We start from the raw sequence: 15,850 nt of genomic DNA on the forward strand, positions 1-15,850 counted from the left end.
TTGTTTTTCAACAACGTGAACGTAGCTATGTTACGTTTTTTTTATTAAAGATTTTCAAGCCGTTTTCTGTTTACTTAAAGAATTTTAAAATGTTATAATTTCTTGTGAAATGAGGTGCTAAAATGAAAAAAGTAGTATTAATAACAACGGGTGGAACGATTGCTAGTAAACCAAATGCAGAATCAGGTAAATTAGATTCTGGGGCATTGTCAGGTCAAGAAATTGCAGAAATGCTTAATTTACCAAAAGATATAAATGTTATTGTTGATTCTTTTTTCCAAGTTCCAAGTATGCACATAGGCTTCGAACATTGGATGTTGTTAAAGAATAAAATCGAAGAATATTATCAAGATGAAACAATTGATGGGGTTGTCGTTACCCATGGAACTGATACGTTAGAAGAAACGGCTTATTTTTTAGATTTAACAATTGACGATGATCGTCCAGTTGTTATTACTGGTTCTCAAAGATCACCAGGTGAATTAGGTACCGATGCTTTTATCAATTTAAGACATGCAATCTATACTGCATCTGACGAATCTACTCGAAACGTAGGTACAGTTGTTGTCTTTAATGAACGTATTTTTACTGCAAGATATGTAAAAAAAGAACATGCATCTAATATTCAAGGGTTTAACGTATTTGGCTTCGGATACCTAGGTATTATCGATAACGATAAAGTACATATCTATCAAAAACCGGTATTAAAGGATAAATACAAAATTACAAGTGAGTTACCTCAAGTAGATATAATTAAATGTTATATTGAAGCAAAAGGATATTTAATTAAAGCAGCTGTTGAAAATGGCGCTAAAGGTATTGTCCTTGAAGGTGTTGGAAGAGGACAAGTATCTCCACATATGACTGAAGAAATCGAAAAAGCTGTAAAAGATGGCATTAAAGTAATCATCACAACAAGTTCTGAAGAAGGCGAAGTATATCCGACTTATGATTATTACGGAAGTGCCTATGATTTAGTTAATAAAGGTGTAATTTTAGGTAAAGATTATGATAGTAAAAAGGCAAGAATTAAATTAACTGTTATGTTAGCATCCGAAGTGAATGATATTCTTGAAGGATTCTCTAAATAATCTTACTTGTTTATACATTTTTGAAAAACGTGCATAGCACGTTTTTTACTAGGTTTAATACTGTTAAAAGTTAGATGAATTAAAAATTAAATTCAAAATTTTGTATAAAATTAATTGAATCTAATCATACTGGTAATAAAAAAAGGTATGATCTTAAATGAAAAGAATCGAACGAATACTATTTAAATTAATTATTATTCAATTATTTTGTTTAGTCATAAGTCAATATGTCTTATCATTCCCTAGTCTTTCGGTCTATTTAACGAAAATTGAATTATATGAAGGCGTTACGCAAAAAGCTAAGGACGTAACGAGAGAAGTATATAATCATATTGGTAAATAGATGAATTCGTCGGAATCATATGGTAATATAAAATAAAGCAGGCTAGCCTGCTTTATTTTTATTTGTTTTTATTTTTTTAGGACATGATAAGATTAAAGGTTGCTATTAAAGTAGCACTTTTTTTATGTAGGAGGACTTATGAGTAAAAAAATTAGTATAGCGATAGATGGACCTGCAGCTGCTGGTAAAAGTACAGTTGCAAAAATTGTTGCAAAAAAATTAGGATATGTATATATCGACACTGGTGCAATGTACCGTGCTCTAACCTTTAAAGCAATCAAAAACAATATTGATGTAAATAATGAGATGGAATTAAGTAACTTACTTTCAAATATAACGATTAAGTTAATCCCAGAAGAAGGAACTCAAAAAGTTTTCATTGATGATGTTGATGTTTCAGAGCCAATAAGAACACCAGAAGTAACTAGAAACGTATCATTTGTTGCAAAACATAGTTTAGTTCGTGAAAAAATGGTGGATTTACAACGTGAATATGCCGTAAATGGTGGGGTTGTAATGGATGGTAGAGATATTGGGACTCATGTATTAATTGATGCAGAAGTTAAGATCTTTATGATTGCTTCTGTTGATGAACGAGCTCAAAGAAGACATATCGAAAATGTCAAAAACGGTTTTGAAAGTGACTTTGAGCAATTGAAAATAGAAATAGCAACAAGAGACCGAATTGACTCGGAAAGAGAAGTTTCACCATTGAAAAAAGCTGATGATGCAATCTCATTAGATACTACTTCTAAAAACATTGATGATGTTGTAAATGAAATATTAACGATTGTTGAAGGTAAAATAAAAAATATTTAGAAGAATTAGTCATCAGATTTCTTGACTTTTCTGCTTATTTATTAGAAGGTAAAAGAGGATAATACATAATTGGTCTATCCATTTTTAAAACATAAGGAGGAATATGACATGGTTGAAAAAGTAATGCCAGAAGTTGGGGAAATTATCTCATGTGTAGTAGAACAAATTGAAGATAAGCAAGCAATCGTAGGTTTCGGTGGAAAAACAGATGGTATTCTTCCAATAAAAGAAATTTCAAACGTACATATTGAAAATGTAAGTGACGCGCTAACTGTTGGACAAGAAATTGAATTAAAGGTTATTAAAGTTGAGGAAGATTCAGTTGTTTTTTCTAAACGTGCCGTAGATTCAGTTAAAGCTTGGGAACAATTAGAAGGAAAATTAGCTAGAAAAGAAGTTTTTGAAGTGATCGTTACAGAGCAAGTAAATGGTGGACTAATTGCAGACGTAGGCGTTCGTGGATTTATTCCGGCTTCACTTGTTTCAAAAAAATTCGTTGAAGATTTAGGAAGCTATGTTGGTCAATCGCTTGAAGTAGTGATTGAAGAACTAGACCGCGAAAAAAATCGAGTAATCCTATCTCATAAAGCTGTTGAGCAATTAAATGAAGTTGAAAATCGCCGTCAAGCATACTCTTCTATTAAGGTTGGGCAAATTGTTGAAGGTAAAGTAGAAAGAATAACAAATTTCGGAGCGTTTGTAAATATTGGTGGAGTTGATGGATTAGTCCACGTATCTCAAATGTCTCATAAACGAGTTACAAAGCCTGAAGAGATTGTAGCTGTAGGAGATACTGTAAAAGTTCAAGTTCTTTCAATTGACACAGATACTAACCGTATTGCTTTATCAATGAAAGCAATTCAGCCAGGACCATGGGATCAATTAAATCCAAGCATTAAAGCAGAGGCTGTAGTTGAAGGGACTGTAAAACGTCTTACAAACTTTGGTGCATTTGTAGAAGTTCAAAATGGAATTGAAGGATTAGTTCATGTTTCTCAAATTGCTGATAAACATATTAAAAATCCAAACGAAGTCCTAACAGTTGGTCAAGAAGTAAAAGTTAAAGTTTTAGATATTAATCCTACTGAAAAACGCTTATCATTAAGCATTAAAGAAGCTGGTGAAGCTGAACTTCAAGAAGATATTGCTAAATACGTACAGCCAAGTGAAAGTGGTTTCCAATTAAGCGAACTACTTGGTGATAAATTAAATAAATTTAAAAAATAATAAAAAATCCTTCAGCCATCTGCTGAAGGATTTTTATTTAGAGTACTTTAGTTATGTTGATTTTCTGCTCTTGCTTCTTCAGGTGTGTCTAAACGCGTAGCACCTTTGTTATGAATGCTTTGATCTCGATCAGATTCAACTCTTCTAGATTGTTTAAGTTTCTTTTCTTGACGATCTTTTCCCACTCGATTCACCTCCATAAAAATCTCATTTATAGATTCGTTTTAAATGCAACTTCTTATACACTTTCTTTTCTATTTGATTATTTTTGAAATATGAATTGTTCATACTAGTACTATTAGGAGGTTTTCGTGTGCAAGGTAGTCTATTTATCATTACTTCTTGGATTATTGTATTAATTCTTTTACTTTATCGGGATCGAACTAAGAAGAATTTCTTGTATTTAGCGGGAGTGCTTATATTAATCAGCTGTTCGGCTTACACAATTGATCTATTTTCAATTGATATAAATTTTTCATATATCATTATAATTTTTATCATAAGCTACTTTATTAGTTTATTAAATTTAATTGAACAAATTGTTCATTTCTTTAAAGGCCTGATTATAGGCATGACATTTAGTGTAGTTACACTGCTTTCGATTTATGATCCTGCAAGTTTTTTTATTGATGAGAAGATAATTAGTTCATTTTTAGTAATACTACTTACTTTCTTTTTAAGTAAATCCTATTATGAAAAAATGCGTTATATAACGATTGGTCTAGTTCAGGGAGACATTTTTAATTATATTACGTTTAAGTCGATTAATTTTAAATATATAATTGGAGATTTGAATTGGTTTGATACGTTATTTATGTCCATTTTATTATTGTCAGCAATTCAATTCATAGTAATTTATGGATCAAAATTAAGTCTCAAAAATAGAAAATTACTAAAAAGTTGAAGTGTATTGGTCTTTTCTCATATTTTTTGTTAAAATAGATAAGTTATTTAAATAAATCAATTTTTAAAACTAAACTAAAACTCATTTAGATGATTTAAATGGTACATAGTTATGCTAGGAAGGATGAATTAAATGTCTAAACCGACAGTTGCAATAGTTGGACGACCAAATGTAGGGAAATCAACTATTTTTAATAGGATAGTGGGAGAAAGAATTTCAATTGTAGAAGATATTCCAGGGGTTACTCGTGATCGTATTTACAGTTCAGGAGAATGGTTAAATCAAGAATTTAGTTTAATCGATACAGGTGGAATTGACATTGGTGATGAGCCATTTTTAGAACAAATTCGTCAACAAGCTGAAATCGCAATTGATGAAGCGGATGTTATTATTTTTCTAACAAATGGCCGTGAGGGTGTTACAGCGGCAGATGAGGAAGTTGCTAAAATTCTTTATAAAACAAAAAAACCGGTAGTATTAGCAGTTAATAAAGTCGATAATCCTGAAATGAGAAGCGATATTTACGATTTTTATGCATTAGGATTTGGAGAAGTATTTCCAATCTCAGGTTCACATGGTTTAGGACTGGGTGATTTACTTGATGAAGTTGTAAAACACTTCCCTGATCAAGAAGATGAAAATTACGATGAAGAGACAATTAAATTTAGTTTAATTGGTCGTCCAAACGTAGGGAAGTCTTCTTTAGTAAATGCATTATTAGGTCAAGAACGTGTAATTGTAAGTAATGTTGCTGGAACTACACGTGATGCTGTCGATACACCTTATTCAAAAGATGGCCAAGACTATGTCATTATCGATACAGCTGGTATGAGAAAAAAAGGTAAAGTATATGAAAGTACTGAAAAATACAGCGTATTACGTGCTTTACGTGCAATTGAAAGATCAGATGTCGTCTTAGTCGTATTAGATGGTGAAGAAGGTATTATCGAACAAGATAAGAAAATTGCTGGATATGCACATCAAGCAGGTAGATCAGTTGTTATTGTCGTAAATAAATGGGATGCAGTAGAAAAAGATGAAAAAACGATGAATGAATTCATTGAAAACATTCGAGCACATTTCCAGTTCTTAGATTATGCTCCAATTGTATTCCTATCAGCTAAAACGAAGAAAAGAACTCAAACTTTATTACCAATGATTAATAAAGCATGTGAAAGCCATAGTTTACGCGTTCCAACAAATGTATTAAATGATGTTATCATGGATGCAATTGCGATGAATCCAACACCAACACATAATGGGCAAAGATTAAGAGTGTATTATGCAACTCAAGTAGCAATTAAACCACCTACATTTGTTGTTTTTGTAAATGATCCTGAATTACTTCACTTTAGTTATGAGCGTTTCTTAGAAAATCGTATTAGAGATGCTTTTGATTTTGAGGGATCTCCAATAAGGATTATCGGTCGTGCACGAGCTTAATTCGATGTAACATATGGATTCTTTATGAAGGGGAGTGTTGAATTGGAAAAAATCGCTGTTTTAGGTGCAGGTAGTTGGGGTACTGCTTTAGCCATGGTTTTATCAGATAATGGGCATACGGTTACTTTATGGGGAAATAAATCCGAACAAATCAATGAAATAAATGAACAGCATACTAATAAGAGATACTTGCCAGAAATTAATTTACCTCAAAATTTAAAGGCATCGGTTAATTTAAAGGAAGCTATAAATGGAGCTAACTATATTTTGCTTGTTGTTCCAACTAAAGCAATAAGAGAAGTTTGCCAACAATTAAATAATGAATTAACGAACGAGGTTACAATAATCCATGCAAGTAAAGGGATTGAGCCTGACACATCTAAGCGTGTTTCAGAAATGATCGCTGAAGAAATTGAATCGAAATACTTAAAATCAGTAGTTGTATTATCAGGTCCAAGTCATGCTGAAGAAGTTGCTTTAAGACATCCAACGACTGTAACATCGGCATCTAAAAATATGGAAGATGCGGAAATTGTACAAGAATTATTCTCAAATGGTTATTTCCGTGTATACACAAACGAAGATGTAATTGGTGTAGAAATTGGTGGAGCATTAAAGAATATTATCGCACTTGCTGCTGGTATTACTGACGGACTTGGATATGGCGACAACGCGAAGGCGGCTTTAATGACACGAGGACTTGCAGAAATAATCCGTTTAGGTAAGGCTATGGGAGCTAATACTCAAACTTTTGCTGGTTTAACAGGAATGGGCGACTTAATCGTAACTTGTACGAGTGTCCATAGCCGTAACTGGAGAGCTGGTAATTTATTAGGGAAAGGCAAATCTTTAGACGAAGTATTAGATAATATGGGCATGGTCGTTGAAGGTGTTCGCACGACTAAGGCTGCATATCAATTAGCAAAACAAGTAAATGTAGAAATGCCAATTGTTAATGAATTACACGCAGTATTATTTGAAAATAAAAATCCAAAATTAGCAGTTGATGCACTTATGTCCCGTGTAAAAAAACATGAGGGTGAAAGTACTTCAAATTATATTAGCGATCTTGCTGAGTAATTAATTTATCTAAATATAGTCAGATTAAAAGCATTAAAACTTTGTTTTAGTGCTTTTTCTTTTGTGGCCTAAAATAGGCGTTTCACCATTTCTCTTTTTTTGCATAGCATATGTTGTATAGAAAAGAAGGAGGTTTGAATGGTGACTAATAATAATCCAAATGGTTTCTTCGATAAGATTGAAAAGAAAGCAAATGTAAGCAAATCAGATATTTTTAAAGTCGCTGATTCAGTAAAAGATGCAAACTTTAAAGATGAAGCAACTGTTAGAAAACTAGTTCGTCAAATTGCATTGATGACAGGTCGTCAAGTTTCTAAGGAAAAAGAAGACAAAATCGTTCAAGCAATTGTTACAAATAATATGCCATTAGATTTTCAATCATTAACAAATATGTTTAAACAAAAATAATTGGGCTTATTCTTCAGCGATGTATTTAGTGCATAATCATACATTTTCGCATACTATAGAATGACTTATACCGGATGTATTCTGGTGGGTGTTAGTCGAGGATGATTACGAAGCAATTGCCCCAGTTTGCTTCGAAGAAAGAAGGAGTATATTTTTACTTTTTCTTTCTTTTTATTTTGTCCTTTTAAATATGTGAATGGTCCTAAAGTCCTCCTTAGTTGGTTTTTATGAAGGAGGTATTTTGATGGTGTTGTAAAAGTTTTAACTAGTGAATATATTCTAATGGATTTTTTATGAAGCTGGAAATAAATTTATAGCAGACAAGTATACGTAAGCATTAAATAAGTCGATAATGTCTTAATAGGATTAAAAAGATTTTAATTCAAATCATGTGATTATTTTGATACTATAATAATGGTAGAAAATACATAGGGGGAACATAATGAACGCGGCACATATTAATGAAATTATTTCTTTTGTAGGAATCGGATTAATGCTTTTATCATTATTTTTAATTTTCTTGAGTAGAAACAAAATAAAAATAAAATTTTTAAAAATGATTACAGCTTTTATTGCATATATGTCTTTAATTATTTCAGGGATTTTAATTACATATATCGTATTAAGCTGGCCTAGTTAATGAGAATAAAGGGGACTAACATGAAAAAGCTATTTCTTTCCATTCTAATGTGCTTTGTTATAAGTCTATTAAGTGGCTGTTTATATCCACAAGATAAACTTGCACAAAATCAAGTACCATATGATGATCAATTGCAATCAGTTCAAACTGCAATTAATAAATTTAAGGAAAACAATTCAGGAATGTTACCTATAAAAAACAAGGATATGAATACACCTATTTATATTAAATATCCAATTGATTTTACAAAACTAACACCTGGTTATTTAAGTGATGCACCTGGTAATTCTTATGAAAATGGTGGTATCTTCCAGTACGTATTAGTAGATGCAGAGAAGAATCCGACGGTTAAATTAGTCGATCTTAGAATTGCAGAGAAACTAAGAGATGTTTCATTAAGAGTACAAGTTTATAAAGATAAACATACATACCCACCAATCAAGAAAACATTGGCTAATGGTGTTTTTCTATTAAACTATAAAAAGATGGGTTTCAAGGAAGAACCGTTCGTAGTCAGTCCTTATAGCAATAAGAACTTACCAATCATCATGGGGAATGATGGGGAGTTCTATGTTGACTATTCAACTGATTTATATGCAAAAATTAAAGAAGCGAAAAATTATAAGTTCGGTGAAGATATTCGTTCTATCTTAGTAAAAGACTCTCCAATCGTGCCTGCATACTCACTTCCATATACGATTAAAGATGGACAACCAGTGTTTTTAGAACAAAAATAAATAATATAAATCATAATCCTTTGATAAAAGAATACATTTTATCGAAGGATTATTTTATTTGATCCCAAGTGAATAAAAAGAAAAAATAAAAAATCTTGTCATAACTCACTAGGACAACATCATAGAATGATATTGTCATAGGTATACTACTTCAAGTCAATTATTCCCATGTATTGATAAATCGGGAGGGGAACACATGGAAAAGATAGATATTTTTAAAGACATTGCCGAGCGCACAGGAGGAGATATCTACTTAGGTGTTGTAGGTGCTGTGCGTACTGGTAAATCAACATTTATTAAACGCTTTATGGAAGCTGTTGTAATCCCTAATATTCAAAATGAAGCTGATCGTGCTAGAGCACATGATGAATTACCTCAAAGCGCTGCAGGTAAAACAATAATGACTACTGAACCAAAATTCGTTCCGAATCAAGGCGTAAAAATTCATGTAGCGGATGGGTTAGATGTAAATATTCGATTAGTAGATTGCGTTGGTTATAGTGTGCCAGGGGCTAAAGGATATGAGGATGAAAATGGTCCTAGAATGATTAGCACTCCTTGGTATGAAGAACCGATTCCATTTAATGAAGCGGCAGAAATCGGTACAAGAAAAGTTATTCAAGAGCATTCTACAATTGGAGTTGTTGTAACAACTGATGGCACAATTGGAGAAATAGCTAGATATGATTATATTGAAGCAGAGGAACGAGTAGTTGCTGAATTAAAAGAAGTTGGAAAGCCTTTCATTATGGTGATTAACTCTTCTCAGCCATATCATCCTAATACAGAAGCACTTAGACAAGAACTATCAGAAAAGTACGATATTCCTGTCATCGCATTAAGTGTTGAAGCAATGCGCGAAGGAGATGTAATGAACGTACTTCGCGAAGCTTTATACGAATTCCCAGTCCTTGAAGTGAACGTAAACCTACCTAGCTGGGTATTAGTTTTAAAAGAAAATCACTGGCTACGCCAAAGCTACCAAGAAGCAATTCAAGAAACAGTTAAAGATATTAAGCGATTAAGAGATGTAGATTATGTAGTTGGCCAATTTAGTGATTATGAATTTATTGAACATGCTCAACTTGCTGGAATAGATATGGGGCAAGGGGTTGCAGAAATTGATTTATCTGCACCAGATGAGTTATATGATCAAGTCTTAAAAGAAGTAGTGGGAGTAGAAATTCGCGGTAAAGATCATCTATTAGAATTAATGCAAGACTTCGCTCATGCTAAACAAGAATATGATCAAGTAGCAGATGCCTTAAGAATGGTGAAACAAACAGGATATGGAGTTGCTGCACCTTCGCTTTTAGATATGAGCTTAGATGAGCCAGAAATTATACGCCATGGTTCAAGATTTGGTGTCAAATTAAAAGCAGTAGCACCTTCTATTCATATGATTAAAGTTGATGTTGAGTCAACGTTTGAACCAATCATCGGAACTGAAAAACAAAGTGAAGAACTTGTTAAATACTTAATGCAAGATTTTGAAGATAATCCATTATCAATTTGGAACTCAGATATATTTGGACGTTCATTAAGTTCAATCGTACGAGAAGGTATCCAGGCGAAACTTTCACTAATGCCAGAAAATGCAAGATATAAATTGAAGGAAACTTTAGAAAGAATTATTAATGAAGGAAGTGGCGGCTTAATTGCAATTATCCTTTAATCATTAATTGATCAGGTGGTAAAAACCATCTGATTTTTTTTGTTTTAGCGAAATATAAAGATTAATTTTTAAAAAATCTAAAAGCCCTATTTTATTTGGTGAAATGAAATTTTTAATAAAATCACAGAAAATTAGCAAAGAAAAATAAATTTTATTCGACAAAATTCAACAAAAATAAATTTATTAAAAATCATCAAAAAAATTAAAAAAATGCCGATTAATTCAGTAACCATCATACTTTCAGAAGTACCTATAAGAAAATTGAAGAGGAAAAATGAACTTTTCAGAAAAATCACCACCTGTTTTCGAGTAATTCCAACATTTTCTTATAAAACATATTGAAAAAAGCCGTAGAATCGTATAATATAAGGCATGACAAAGAAATTAATTGGAATTTGTTGTATAAAATTTAAAATTTTGGTCACAAATGAAATTAAGAAACATTTCTAAAATTTTGGGAGGAGGTGAAAGACATGAACAAAACAGATTTAATCAATGCAGTTGCTGAAGCTGGTGAATTAACTAAAAAACAAGCTACTTTAGCAGTAGACGCTGTATTCGAATCAATTCTTGGTGCGTTACAAAACGGGGATAAAGTACAATTAATCGGATTTGGTAACTTTGAAGTTCGTGAGCGTGCAGCTCGTAAAGGACGTAATCCACAAACTGGCGAGGAAATCGAAATCGCAGCTAGTAAAGTTCCAGCTTTCAAACCTGGTAAAGCGCTTAAGGATGCAGTAAAATAATTACATAATTTAAGCGAAAAAGAAGGATGCTAAAAAATGCATCCTTCTTTTTTTGCTAAAAAAGTCCAAAAAGTCTTATATTTTTGGGATCAATAATTAATTTTGGACAATGAAAGCGTTCAGTTAAGGGTGTCTAAAAGTAAGGAAAAAGAAAGTATCCTTCTTTTTTTTGCCTATAAAAAAAGAATTATGTTAAAATAAAACGAATCTGATAGTGAATATTAGAATTTTTTTTAGCATGGGGGATCAATTAATGAATGAAGTTAATTTAGAAAAAATTGAACAAGCGGTTCGTCTAATTCTTGAAGCTATCGGTGATGATCCAAATAGAGAAGGAATTTACGAAACGCCAAAACGAGTTGCGAAAATGTATGCTGAAGTATTCTCTGGTATGCGCCAAGATGAAAAAGCTCATTTACATAAAGTATTTGGTGAAGATCATGAAGAATTAGTACTTGTAAAAGATATTCCATTCCATTCAATGTGCGAGCATCATCTATTACCTTTTTACGGAGTTGCTCATGTAGCCTACATACCTAGAAATGGTAGGGTAACTGGTTTAAGTAAATTAGCACGTACTGTAGAAACAGTAGCTAAAAGACCTCAGTTGCAAGAGCGTATTACTGCCTCGGTAGTTGATGCTATTATGGAAGTACTACAGCCACATGGAGCAATGGTAGTTGTAGAAGCAGAACATATGTGTATGTCTATGCGTGGAGTAAGAAAACCAGGCTCAAAAACTGTTACGACTGCTGTGCGTGGCTCACTTAAAGAGGATGTGCAAGGAAGAAATGAAATCCTTGCAATGATTCATTCAACTAAATAGAATCAAATAAGCAAAAAGCAGGGCGTTTGACAGGCAGTCTAAAAAGCCGGGAGTCCTGCTTTTTTTAAAATATTCAAATATTCATTTATAAATAATGCAAGTTGATTGAGCAATCAACTTATATCATCTAAACTACTTATGGTATAATGAAAAAATCAGTTATAAATGGAATGGATGGAAATAATGAATAGTATTCACGAGTTAAAAAATGAAGTAATCACTCAAATATTACATACGATTAGACACCCATATTTAAATCAACATCTTCAGGCACCGACCATTGATGATGTAAAGGTTACTTTATTAATAAATTTATTAAAAGAACACAATTTTACGAGTGATAAAATTGTGCATTATTGTAAAGCCTTGATGATTCATCAAATTGCATTAGATACACATGAAAAGGTATCCACATATGAAGGTACACCAATGGATCGTGAAAAGAAACAATTAACCGTTTTAGAAGGGGACCTATATAGTGGACTATATTACGATGCTCTATCTAAAACTGGGGAAATTGGATTAATACGAGAACTTTCATATGCTGTTAAGGAAATGAATGAAGAGAAGATCAATCTAGTTCACGAACAATTTAGTTCTTTAGAAGATCTTTTCAACTGCATAACTATAATCGAATCAACTATACTTGTACATTTTGCAAAATTTATATCAGCTGAAGAATCAATAAAGCATATTGAGCAAGAATGTTTAATGTCAAGACTGAAAAAAGAATTCGAACGATCATCAGTTGAAAACTGCTCTGATTTTATTACGCAATTTCAAAGAATAATGGGGATTATTGATTTAGCTAAAACAAAAGAAGAATTATCAAAAATAATACAATTACAAAATTAATCTACATAGAAGTAATCGTAATTAGTTTAGTGGGGGTTTATATGACTCAATCAAAAGAAGAACGCGTACATGACGTGTTTGAAAAGATTTACAATAAATATGATACAATGAATGGTATTATTAGTTTTAGACGACATATTGCTTGGCGTAAACAAACTATGAAAATTATGAATGTTCAAAAAGGTATGAAAGCGCTTGATGTATGCTGTGGTACTGGTGAATGGACAATTGCACTTGCAAATACAGTTGGAAAAGATGGAGAAGTAGTAGGTTTAGACTTTAGTAAAAATATGCTATCTATCGGTGAAGAAAAAGTTAAAAATATGCACTTAGAACAAGTAAAATTAATTCATGGAAATGCTATGGAGTTACCATTTGAGGACAACTATTTTGATGTTGTTACAATTGGATTTGGTTTAAGAAATGTTCCAGATTATTATCAAGTGTTGAAGGAAATGACAAGAGTCGTTAAGCCTGGAGGTATTGTGGTCTGTTTAGAAACATCACAACCGACTGCATTTGGTGTTAGACATGTGTATAAAGCGTATTTTAAATACATCATGCCGATTTTTGGGAAAATATTTGCTAAAAGCTTTAAAGAATATTCTTGGTTACAAGAAAGTGCAAGCACGTTTCCAGGAATGAATGAACTTGCAAATCTTTTCAAAAAAGCAGGGTTAGAAAAAATAAAAATTAAACCTTATACTTTTGGTGTAGCAGCAATGCATTTAGGTGTTAAGCCAAAAAGCTAGTTACAAAAAAGCGAGAAAATGGGATGAATAGTAAGGTGAACGGAATGAAGGTTAAATGGAAATATTCTTATTTAAAAAAGGACATTAATGAGATTGAAAGCACGCTTCATAAAGTAGTCAATTCAACGCAGCCAATTTTGAAAAATGCATCTATACAGTTGCTTGAATCTGGTGGAAAAAGAATTAGACCAGTTTTTGTATTGCTTAGTGCTAAATTTGGACAATATAACCTTCAATCGATTAAAAATGTAGCAGCTACTTTGGAAATCATACATATGGCATCTTTAGTTCATGATGATGTAATTGATGAAGCTAGTTTACGAAGAGGTAAACCGACGATCAATTCAACTTACAATGATCGTGTTGCTATGTATGCAGGGGATTTTTTATTTGCAAAAGCATTGGAATGTATGTCAGAAATCGAAATCCCATTGGCCCATCAAAAATTATCTGAGACTATTTTAGAGATTTGTTTAGGTGAGATTGAACAAATAAAAGATAAATATAATTTTGACCAAAATTTAAAATGTTATTTAAGAAGAATTAAACGAAAAACAGCACTTTTAATTTCAGCGAGTTGTGAAATTGGTGCAATTGCATCAGGAGCCTCTCCTGCTTTTCAAAAGTGTTTAAAAGATTACGGATACTATTTAGGTATGTCCTTTCAAATTATGGACGATATTCTTGATTTTACGGCTTCTGAGAAGGAATTAGGAAAACCATCAGGTAGTGACTTAATTCAAGGGAATATTACACTACCTGTCTTGTTTGCGATGAATGATTTAGCTCTTAAAGAGAAAATTGAATCTGTTTATGAAGGAATCGATCCGGAAACTGTTAAACCTCTTATCAATCAAATTCGCAAAAGTACATATATTAAGGCAGCAAGAAAAGTTAGCGAAGCATATTTACAAAAATCTTTAAACAGTATCAATAGCCTTCCTAATAGTGAAGCAAAGGAAATGTTAATATTAATTGCTAAAAATATTGGAAATCGAAAAAACTAGAGGCGGGGAAAATGCTAGTGCATTTACAACTGCCTCTTTTGGCTTTTTAGATACGTATAGAATTCCTGTTATTTAGTTATATTTAGTAAAGTTAATCAAAAATCTGGAAGCGATTTCAATTTTTACAATATAACAAGATTTTAAACTATTGATAATTTTATAAATTGATGTTACTATTCTAACTGTGTTGTTTATACATAATTGAAATCAAGTGAGGTAGAGCATAATGGAAAGAACTTATTTAATGGTAAAACCTGATGGTGTACAACGTAACTTAATTGGTGAAATCGTTTCACGTTTTGAAAAAAAGGGTTTCCAATTAGTTGGAGCTAAATTAATGCAAGTGAGTAAAGAACAAGCTGAAACTCACTATGCTGAGCACAAAGAACGTCCTTTCTTTGGTGAGTTAGTAGACTTCATCACTTCAAGCCCAGTATTTGCTATGGTTTGGGAAGGCGAAAATGTAATCGCTACCGCTCGTCAAATGATGGGAGCAACAAATCCAAAAGATTCAGCACCAGGAACAATCCGTGGTGAGTATGCTGCAACTGTAGGTAAAAACATTATTCACGGTTCAGATTCACCTGCTAGTGCAGAGCGTGAAATCGGAATTTTCTTCAACCAAAATGAATTAGTTGAATACTCAAAGCTTATTAAAGAGTGGGTATACTAATAAAATAGTTTTACACAAGGAAGTCAGCTTAATTGCTGGCTTTTTTTATTTATGAAATGCTTAAAATCTAGACTGGTGGATAAATTTTCGTATTAACTTAAGAAGGATTGTTATGAGTAAGCAAAAAGTGGAAAAGTTAAAAAATGTAAAAAAATAATGCATTGACAGCCTCTTTAAATCTGCTTATAATCATCATTAATAACTTTTTTAATGAATCTTTTGACAATTGAATATATTGCGTTGATAAGGGCACAGTAGGCATAACTTCCCTGTTTAAGAGAGCTGACGGAAGCTGCGAGTCAGTACATAAGGTATGCTGAATTACATTCTTGGAGCAATTTCTATTTCATTTAATGAAAATAGAAACGGTCATTTTGATCGTTAACAAAATGAAGGTGGTGAACAGAGTTTTTGTTCACAACTAGGGTGGTACCGCGATTAAATAATTCGTCCCTACTGTTTATTCAGTAGGGACTTTTTGTTTTTATTTTTTACATGCCTACTTCTTGAAGAAAAGAAGAGGTGTTGAACAATTGTATTTTTAAATTTTAAGGGGGATAAGGAAATGAGTACAAATAATGAGTTAATAAATTTACGTGATAAAGTTGATGAGATTAATTTAAA

Annotated in this window: 18 protein-coding genes and 1 other annotated feature; of the genes, 17 read left to right on the forward strand and 1 reads right to left on the reverse strand. The window is 32.2% G+C overall.

Annotation, left to right across the window (positions count from 1 at the left end; translation table 11 throughout):
• The first annotated feature begins 122 nt into the window (after window positions 1–122).
• The 4 genes from COJ46_RS18710 (at window position 123) to rpsA (ending at window position 3,480) form a co-directional block, all read left to right on the forward strand.
• Window positions 123–1,091, forward strand: a complete 969-nt coding sequence (locus COJ46_RS18710) for an asparaginase (protein WP_097979286.1) — start codon at window positions 123–125, stop codon at window positions 1,089–1,091.
• Window positions 1,092–1,248: 157 nt separating this feature from the next.
• Window positions 1,249–1,434, forward strand: coding sequence for a DUF5359 family protein (locus COJ46_RS18715; protein ID WP_069031855.1), 186 nt, complete (start codon window positions 1,249–1,251; stop codon window positions 1,432–1,434).
• 138 nt (window positions 1,435–1,572) lie between these two features.
• Complete coding sequence (gene cmk, locus COJ46_RS18720) at window positions 1,573–2,253, forward strand: (d)CMP kinase (RefSeq protein ID WP_097979287.1); 681 nt, start codon at window positions 1,573–1,575, stop codon at window positions 2,251–2,253.
• A gap of 108 nt (window positions 2,254–2,361) precedes the next feature.
• Window positions 2,362–3,480 (forward strand): 30S ribosomal protein S1, encoded by a 1,119-nt coding sequence (gene rpsA / locus COJ46_RS18725; protein ID WP_097979288.1) that lies wholly within the window; start codon window positions 2,362–2,364, stop codon window positions 3,478–3,480.
• Between the two features lie 47 nt (window positions 3,481–3,527).
• On the opposite strand, the gene COJ46_RS18730 is transcribed toward rpsA, so the two are convergent.
• Window positions 3,528–3,665 carry a YpzI family protein gene (locus tag COJ46_RS18730; protein ID WP_069031858.1) on the reverse strand — a complete coding sequence of 46 codons (138 nt, stop codon included), beginning with the start codon at window positions 3,663–3,665 and terminating at the stop codon, window positions 3,528–3,530.
• A gap of 128 nt (window positions 3,666–3,793) precedes the next feature.
• On the opposite strand from COJ46_RS18730, the gene COJ46_RS18735 reads away from it, so the two are divergent.
• The 13 genes from COJ46_RS18735 to ndk all read left to right on the forward strand — a co-directional run bounded on the left by COJ46_RS18735 (window position 3,794) and on the right by ndk (window position 15,226).
• Window positions 3,794–4,384, forward strand: a complete 591-nt coding sequence (locus tag COJ46_RS18735) for a YphA family membrane protein (protein WP_097979289.1) — start codon at window positions 3,794–3,796, stop codon at window positions 4,382–4,384.
• Window positions 4,385–4,516: 132 nt separating this feature from the next.
• A complete protein-coding gene (der, locus tag COJ46_RS18740; protein ID WP_097979290.1) occupies window positions 4,517–5,827 on the forward strand; it encodes a ribosome biogenesis GTPase Der in 1,311 nt (436 codons plus the stop codon).
• Between the two features lie 42 nt (window positions 5,828–5,869).
• Window positions 5,870–6,907 (forward strand): NAD(P)H-dependent glycerol-3-phosphate dehydrogenase, encoded by a 1,038-nt coding sequence (locus COJ46_RS18745; RefSeq protein ID WP_141437853.1) that lies wholly within the window; start codon window positions 5,870–5,872, stop codon window positions 6,905–6,907.
• Between the two features lie 141 nt (window positions 6,908–7,048).
• The gene (locus COJ46_RS18750; protein ID WP_235832742.1) at window positions 7,049–7,315 is read left to right on the forward strand and encodes a stage VI sporulation protein F; all 267 of its coding nucleotides are present in this window, start codon (window positions 7,049–7,051) and stop codon (window positions 7,313–7,315) included.
• A gap of 442 nt (window positions 7,316–7,757) precedes the next feature.
• Window positions 7,758–7,955 (forward strand): DUF2768 domain-containing protein, encoded by a 198-nt coding sequence (locus COJ46_RS18755; protein ID WP_056466707.1) that lies wholly within the window; start codon window positions 7,758–7,760, stop codon window positions 7,953–7,955.
• A 20-nt stretch (window positions 7,956–7,975) separates the two neighbouring features.
• Entirely contained in the window at window positions 7,976–8,692 is a 717-nt protein-coding gene (locus COJ46_RS18760; RefSeq protein ID WP_097979292.1) for a hypothetical protein, read from the forward strand.
• Window positions 8,693–8,888: 196 nt separating this feature from the next.
• Window positions 8,889–10,367, forward strand: a complete 1,479-nt coding sequence (gene spoIVA, locus COJ46_RS18765; protein WP_069031864.1) for a stage IV sporulation protein A — start codon at window positions 8,889–8,891, stop codon at window positions 10,365–10,367.
• Between the two features lie 473 nt (window positions 10,368–10,840).
• Window positions 10,841–11,113: an HU family DNA-binding protein gene (locus COJ46_RS18770; protein WP_056466694.1), complete on the forward strand. Its 273-nt coding sequence runs from the start codon at window positions 10,841–10,843 to the stop codon at window positions 11,111–11,113.
• 253 nt (window positions 11,114–11,366) lie between these two features.
• A complete protein-coding gene (gene folE / locus COJ46_RS18775; protein ID WP_056466689.1) occupies window positions 11,367–11,939 on the forward strand; it encodes a GTP cyclohydrolase I FolE in 573 nt (190 codons plus the stop codon).
• A gap of 183 nt (window positions 11,940–12,122) precedes the next feature.
• Window positions 12,123–12,794 carry a heptaprenyl diphosphate synthase component 1 gene (locus COJ46_RS18780; protein ID WP_176522695.1) on the forward strand — a complete coding sequence of 224 codons (672 nt, stop codon included), beginning with the start codon at window positions 12,123–12,125 and terminating at the stop codon, window positions 12,792–12,794.
• Window positions 12,795–12,835: 41 nt separating this feature from the next.
• A complete protein-coding gene (locus COJ46_RS18785; protein ID WP_097979294.1) occupies window positions 12,836–13,546 on the forward strand; it encodes a demethylmenaquinone methyltransferase in 711 nt (236 codons plus the stop codon).
• 44 nt (window positions 13,547–13,590) lie between these two features.
• Window positions 13,591–14,553 (forward strand): heptaprenyl diphosphate synthase component II, encoded by a 963-nt coding sequence (hepT, locus tag COJ46_RS18790; RefSeq protein WP_097979295.1) that lies wholly within the window; start codon window positions 13,591–13,593, stop codon window positions 14,551–14,553.
• Window positions 14,554–14,779: 226 nt separating this feature from the next.
• On the forward strand, window positions 14,780–15,226 hold the full coding sequence (ndk, locus tag COJ46_RS18795) for a nucleoside-diphosphate kinase (protein WP_025671395.1): 447 nt from the start codon (window positions 14,780–14,782) through the stop codon (window positions 15,224–15,226).
• 231 nt (window positions 15,227–15,457) lie between these two features.
• Window positions 15,458–15,684: a binding site (T-box leader), on the forward strand.
• Window positions 15,685–15,850: the final 166 nt, after the last annotated feature.

It is taken from the genome of Bacillus sp. AFS077874, assembly GCF_002566505.1.
In the GTDB taxonomy this organism is placed as follows: Bacteria; Bacillota; Bacilli; order Bacillales; family Bacillaceae_G; genus Gottfriedia.